This is a genomic window from Selenomonadales bacterium, assembly GCA_017442105.1.
GTDB lineage: Bacteria > Bacillota > Negativicutes > RGIG982 > RGIG982 > RGIG982.
On the sequence record JAFSAX010000180.1, the window covers coordinates 1 to 6,186 of the forward strand.

Below are 6,186 nucleotides of genomic sequence, written 5' to 3' on the forward strand. Positions count from 1 at the left end.
ATTCCCTCATTTCGTTTCCATATAAAAATAAGAGGCATCCTTTCGGTGCCTCCGTACGCTCTTTCTCTGACTTCCTACGACGGCATTATCCGTATCAGGTAAAAGGGTCGAAGCTATCCGCTTCCTCTCAGCCTGCTCAACAAGCTCCCCTGCCAACCTATGTGATTGTGGCTACATTATACCGCGCGAAGATATAAAACGCAAGCGGAAATCATGCAAAAAAGACAGGCTCAAAGCCTGCCTTCTTGTTAGTGTATTGATTTTTTCTTCACGCGGCCGCCGACGACATCGTTGATGTTGTAGATGGACAAGAACGCGCTGGGATCTTTTTCTTTGACGATGGCTTTCAGCTTGGCGACCTCCAAACGAGTAACGACCGTATAGAGGATTCGTTTCGGCTCGTTCGTGTACGCGCCTTCGCCGTGCAGGATCGTGACACCACGACCAAGACGTGCCAGAAGCGTTTCGGCAAGATCGTCCGATCTGTCCGATACGATCATAACACCTTTCGACTCCTCAAGACCCGAGATGACGAGATCCATGACCTTGTACGCGATGAAGTACGCGATGAGCGAATACATCGCACGTTCCCAACCGAATACAAGACCTGCACTCGACAAGATAAAGAGGTTGATGATCATGACCGTTTCACCGACCGACAATTCCGTTTTGCGATCGGAGATGATAGCAACGATCTCCGTTCCGTCGACCGAACCGCCGTAACGAATGATCATGCCGACACCAAGACCGACGACGATACCGCCGAATATCGTTGCCAAAAAGATGTCATACGTGATGTTCGGCGTCGTGTGAAAGTACTGGATAGCAAGTGCCAATACTACGATGGAATAAAGCGTCGATATGGTGAAGGTCTTACCGATCTGCTTATAACCGAGATATAAGAACGGTATATTCAAAAGTACGACGAATACGCTGAGCGGGGTATCAGTCAAGTAACTGATCATCATCGAAACACCGACGATACCACCGTCGATGAGGTTATTCGGTACGAAGAACGTTTCCAGACCTGCCGCGTATACGATCGCACCGAGCGTCAACAGCAAATACTTCTTGATTATCGCACTGAATTTGTTTTTTGCCTCCATAAGGTTCCTCCCTTCTTTTCATTATCGCTTAAGGTATAGTTCAGTATACCATGATATTAAATAGGAAGTAAATATAAAATCCCTATTTTTTTAGTATTTATTTAAAAGAAAGAAAAGCAGACAATCATCAGACTGTCTGCTTTTTGTTTTTTATGCGTCTGCTTCTGTTTTGCGGTTGGCGATGGCAAGTGCCGCGACGCGGTCATTGCTGTCGGTACGCATGACTTTGACGCCCTGCGTATTGCGGCTGATGACCGAGATCTCGTCTACATTGATACGAATGACGATGCCTTCCGTGGAAATGAGCATCATCTCTTGTCCCGCATGAACGACTTTGATACCAACGACTTTACCCGTTTTCTCCGTCACTTTCATGTTGATGATGCCTTTGCCGCCGCGTGCCTGACGACGGTATTCGTCGCAGTTCGTACGCTTGCCGAAGCCTTCGCTCGTTACGCTGAGGACCTCGCAGTTCGCTTTGAGCGTGTCCATACCGATGACGATGTCGCCTTCTTCGAGCTTGATACCGCGTACACCGCGCGTGTTGCGACCCATTGCACGTACGTTGTCTTCAGGGAACGAGATGGCTACGCCTTCCTGCGTTCCGATGATGACGTCTTGTGCGCCGTCGGTCAGCTTAACGTCGATGAGATCGTCATCGTCATCAAGCGAGATGGCGATCAGGCCGCCTTTACGGTTCGAGTCGTATTCGGTAAGCTGTGTTTTCTTCACGATACCGCCTTTGGTCGCCATAAAGAGGTAGCGATCTTCGCGGAACTCTTTGACAGGGATAACGGCGGATATCTTCTCGTCTTTTTCAAGCTCAAGGAGATTGACGATCGCCGTTCCGCGAGCCGTTCTGCCTGCGGACGGGATATCGTACCCTTTGATGCGGTACATACGACCGCGGTTTGTAAAGAAGAGGATATTATGATGCGTCGTCGTGATGAACATATGTTCGACGAAATCTTCTTCTTTCGTACCCATGCCCGTGACACCGCGACCGCCGCGTTTTTGACTGCGGTACGTGCTGACAGGCATGCTCTTGATGTAGTTGCCGTGCGTGAGCGTAAGAACGATGTCTTCTACGGCAATAAGCTCTTCATTCGAGATGTCCGATGTATCGTCCGTGATAGTCGTACGACGATCGTCACCGAATTTGCGTTTCATTTCAAGAAGCTCTTCTTTGATGATGCCCAGCACCTTTCCTTCGTCGGCGAGGACGGATTCGAGCCAAGCGATCTCTTTCATAAGTGCTTGGAATTCTTCTTCGATCTTGTCGCGTTCGAGGCCTGTGAGGCGTTGAAGACGCATATCGAGGATAGCCTGTGCCTGTTTTTCCGAAAGGCCGAATGCTTCCATCAAGCCGTTGCGTGCTTCGTCAGCCGTTTTGGATGCACGGATAAGTGCGATCACGGCTTCGATATGGTCGAGCGCGATGCGAAGACCTTCCAAGATATGTGCGCGTGCTTTGGCTTTCGCAAGCTCAAAGCGCGTACGACGCGTGATAACGTCTTCCTGATGTTTGATATAGTAATGGAGTACCTGGTCTAAGTTGAGGACACGCGGGTGACCGTCAACGAGAGCAAGCATGATGATACCGAACGATTCCTGAAGCTGTGTATGCTTGTAGAGCTGATTCAAGACGACGTCGGCATTGACATCACGGCGAAGCTCGATGACGATGCGCATACCTTTGCGGTCACTCTCGTCACGAAGGTCGGTGATGCCTTCGATCTGTTTGTCGCGAACGAGCTCGGCGATCTTTTCGATAAGGCGTGCTTTGTTGACCTGATACGGGATCTCGCTGACGACGATACGGTATTTACCGTTCGACATCTTTTCGATGTTGCTTTTCGCACGCATCTTGACCGTACCGCGACCTGTCATATACGCCTGCAAAATGCCGTCGCGACCTAAGATCATAGCACCCGTCGGGAAGTCGGGGCCTTTTAATTTCGTCATCAATTCGGGGATCGTGACATCGGGATTGTCAATTTTCATGACGATCGCATCGATGACCTCACCCATGTTGTGCGGCGGAATATTCGTTGCCATACCGACCGCGATACCGGAAGAACCGTTGACCAAGAGGCTCGGGATCTTCGACGGAAGTACGCTCGGTTCTTTGAGCGATTCATCATAGTTCGGTACGAACGTGACCGTATCTTTTTCGATATCGGCAAGCATCGCTTCTGCCGCGCGCGACATACGTACTTCTGTATAACGCATTGCTGCCGCAGAGTCACCGTCGATCGAACCGAAGTTGCCGTGACCGTCTACGAGCATATAACGCGTCGAAAAATCCTGCGCCAGACGAACAGTCGCATCATATACCGAGCTGTCGCCGTGCGGATGATATTTACCCAGTACTTCCCCGACGATACGCGCCGATTTTTTGTATGGTTTGTTCGGTGCCATACCTGCTTCGTGCATCGCGTACAGAATACGGCGGTGTACCGGTTTTAAGCCATCGCGTACATCAGGAAGAGCACGCATGACGATAACGCTCATCGCATAATCAATATAGGAGTTTTTCATTTCCTGCACGATCTGTACAGGAACGACTTTACCCGCTCCAAAATCCACATTCTCACCCCTGTTACGCAATTTTTTATAAAAAATTTTTATAAAATCTAATACTTTATTTTAACACATTTTTGACATTATTTAAAGAACAATTCCCAAACCTGTTTTCCGACAAGAAGCGTCGATACGATGATAAACAGCGGTTTGACGTACGATGCACCTTTGGTGATGGCAACGCGCGTACCGCAGATCGCACCGAAGATCATCGCCGCACCCATGATAAGGCCGTATGTATAATCGATATTGCCAAAATAAAAGAACGTCACAAGTGCCGCGATATTCGAGGCAAAGTTAAGTGCTTTGGCATTGCCTGCCGCACGCACGAAGTCAAAGCCGAGGAACAAAAACGCAAACAAGAGGAACGAGCCTGTCCCGGGGCCGAAGAAGCCGTCATACGCACCGAAGAAAAGTGCGACCAGCATGCTCGCCATCATCATTTTCGTCGTCATGCCCTTGTACGTCGATACAGAGCCCCACTCCTTACGCACAATGCTGTAGATCGTCACGATGGCAAGCATCACGACAACGATCGGACGCAGGACATCGGGCGGCATTACTTGCAAAAGCATAACACCGAGCACCGAACCGATGAGCGACAGCGGGAACAAATACTTCACCACGTTGACCTCTACGATACCCGACCGCAGAAACGATATCGTAGAAGCAAAGCTCGCCATCGTCGAACCAAGCTTATTCGTACCGAGCGCAAGGACAGGATCGAGTCCCGTGAGAAGAAGCGCAGGCAGGCTGATCATACCGCCGCCTCCGACGACCGAGTCGATAAACGCCGCGAGAAAACCGGCGCCTACCAAAAGCAAGATTATTTCCAGTGATATTTCTTCTAACATCATATCCCCCATGTGATCAAAACGAAAAAGCGTGAATCAGCCTTCATAAGAAAAACACAGTTTCCCCACAACAGATAAGTCGTGGGGAAACACGGTTTAGTCGTCCGACATCATAACGAACGACTATATTTTCTTGTGAAAAATGAGCCTATCCGCTCTCGTTTCGTCTTACTCCGTTACGACCGTAACGTTCTGCATCAAGTCGCCCTGATTGATCTGATCGACAACGTCCATACCTTCAATGACCTGACCGAATACCGTATGAACACCATCGAGATGCGGCTGCGGTTCATATACGATGAAGAACTGGCTGCCGCCCGTGTTCGGACCGCGATGTGCCATGGAGAGTGCGCCGCGAACGTGTTTGTTCGGGTTATTTTTCGTTTCGCACGGGATCGTGTAGCCCGGACCACCGATACCCGTACCGTACGGGCAGCCGCCCTGTGCTACGAAACCCGGAATAACGCGGTGGAACGAAAGACCATTGTAGAAACCTTCGTTGATAAGTTTTACGAAGTTAGCGACCGTACCCGGTGCATCTTTTTCGAACAATTCAATTACGATGTTGCCTTTTGCCATTTCGATAACAGCTTTTGTCATAATATCGTCACCTCATGTAATTATCTTCATTTTATCATTACCATCTATTGATATATGATAACAATTTATTTTATCACATTTTTTACTTTTTTTCTATCATTGCCAAAAATTCTTTTGGCTCGGCGAGTTTTTCCATCGCCCACCACGGCATACAACGTGCCAGCTCCTCAAACGAGAACCGTCCGCTGGCAACAGCGATCGTACGCGCACCGATCGCTTTCCCGCATCTGACATCGTTCGGCGTATCACCGATCACATATATCTCGTCCGCTGTCACGCTCGGATACACATCATGCACGATGCGGCGTGCCTTCGCCGATATCTCGTTACGGTCGATGCAATCGTCGCCGAATGCGCTGTGATCGAGGTCGAAAAACGAATCAAGTCTGTAATACTTCAGCTTCTCCTCTCCGCCGCGGCGACTGTTGCCCGTCAAAATAAGCTGCACATAATCATCATGCGTATGAAGCTCGGTGAGCATCTCCGCTACGCCCGGCAGAACATACCCTTCCTTGATCGTCAGATAATGCGGCAACAGCTGTTCATAGCGCATCGTCAGCCGCATCACCTCGAACGGTAGTGCCCTGCGACGCTCGATCTTCTCGATGATCTGCTCTGCTATATAATTATCCGTCATACCGCTCGTCTTGATCGACGCATAATCGATCGTCTGCCCGTATATCTCACGAACAGCCTCATCGAACGCAAAAAGCCCTGCTTTTCCTGCCTGCAAGAGCGTCCCGTCGATATCCCAAAACAGCACTTTCATAAAGACCGCACTCCTCTCGACCCTTCTCATTTCAGTATATCATCTTCCATACAAAAAGAGAAGACGACAGCCCGAGCCGCACATCTGATACATATAATTTTCTTATAAATAACAGAGGCCCGGGACCAAGGGGAGTGGAGGTCTCCATAGATGAAACAGAGCCGGGAGACTTGGTACAGCTTGATTTTGACGGCGACGGTCGTTTTGACCATACTCCCGTAATACTTGATACAGGTGAGTTTACTCCTGAAACTATGCTCCTTGCGGCACATTC

6 protein-coding genes and 1 riboswitch are annotated in these 6,186 nt (G+C 49.4%); of the genes, 1 reads left to right on the forward strand and 5 read right to left on the reverse strand.

The annotated features are described in order from the left end of the window. Nucleotides 1-54: 54 nt before the first annotated feature. Nucleotides 55-161: riboswitch (TPP riboswitch) on the reverse strand. Between the two features lie 87 nt (nucleotides 162-248). The 5 genes from IJN28_07145 to IJN28_07165 all read right to left on the reverse strand — a co-directional run bounded on the left by IJN28_07145 (nucleotide 249) and on the right by IJN28_07165 (nucleotide 5,912). Further along, nucleotides 249-1,106 carry a YitT family protein gene (locus IJN28_07145; GenBank protein ID MBQ6713542.1) on the reverse strand — a complete coding sequence of 286 codons (858 nt, stop codon included), beginning with the start codon at nucleotides 1,104-1,106 and terminating at the stop codon, nucleotides 249-251. Between the two features lie 150 nt (nucleotides 1,107-1,256). Then, entirely contained in the window at nucleotides 1,257-3,695 is a 2,439-nt protein-coding gene (gene gyrA / locus IJN28_07150) for a DNA gyrase subunit A (GenBank protein ID MBQ6713543.1), read from the reverse strand. A 77-nt stretch (nucleotides 3,696-3,772) separates the two neighbouring features. Further along, the gene (locus IJN28_07155) at nucleotides 3,773-4,543 is read right to left on the reverse strand and encodes a TSUP family transporter (protein ID MBQ6713544.1); all 771 of its coding nucleotides are present in this window, start codon (nucleotides 4,541-4,543) and stop codon (nucleotides 3,773-3,775) included. A 168-nt stretch (nucleotides 4,544-4,711) separates the two neighbouring features. Continuing rightward, a complete protein-coding gene (locus IJN28_07160; GenBank protein ID MBQ6713545.1) occupies nucleotides 4,712-5,143 on the reverse strand; it encodes a peptidylprolyl isomerase in 432 nt (143 codons plus the stop codon). An 82-nt stretch (nucleotides 5,144-5,225) separates the two neighbouring features. After that, on the reverse strand, nucleotides 5,226-5,912 hold the full coding sequence (locus IJN28_07165; GenBank protein MBQ6713546.1) for an HAD hydrolase-like protein: 687 nt from the start codon (nucleotides 5,910-5,912) through the stop codon (nucleotides 5,226-5,228). A gap of 38 nt (nucleotides 5,913-5,950) precedes the next feature. Between IJN28_07165 and IJN28_07170 the strand changes: the two genes are divergently transcribed. After that, on the forward strand, nucleotides 5,951-6,186 hold a 236-nt coding region (locus IJN28_07170), incomplete at its 3' end, for an amidase domain-containing protein (protein ID MBQ6713547.1).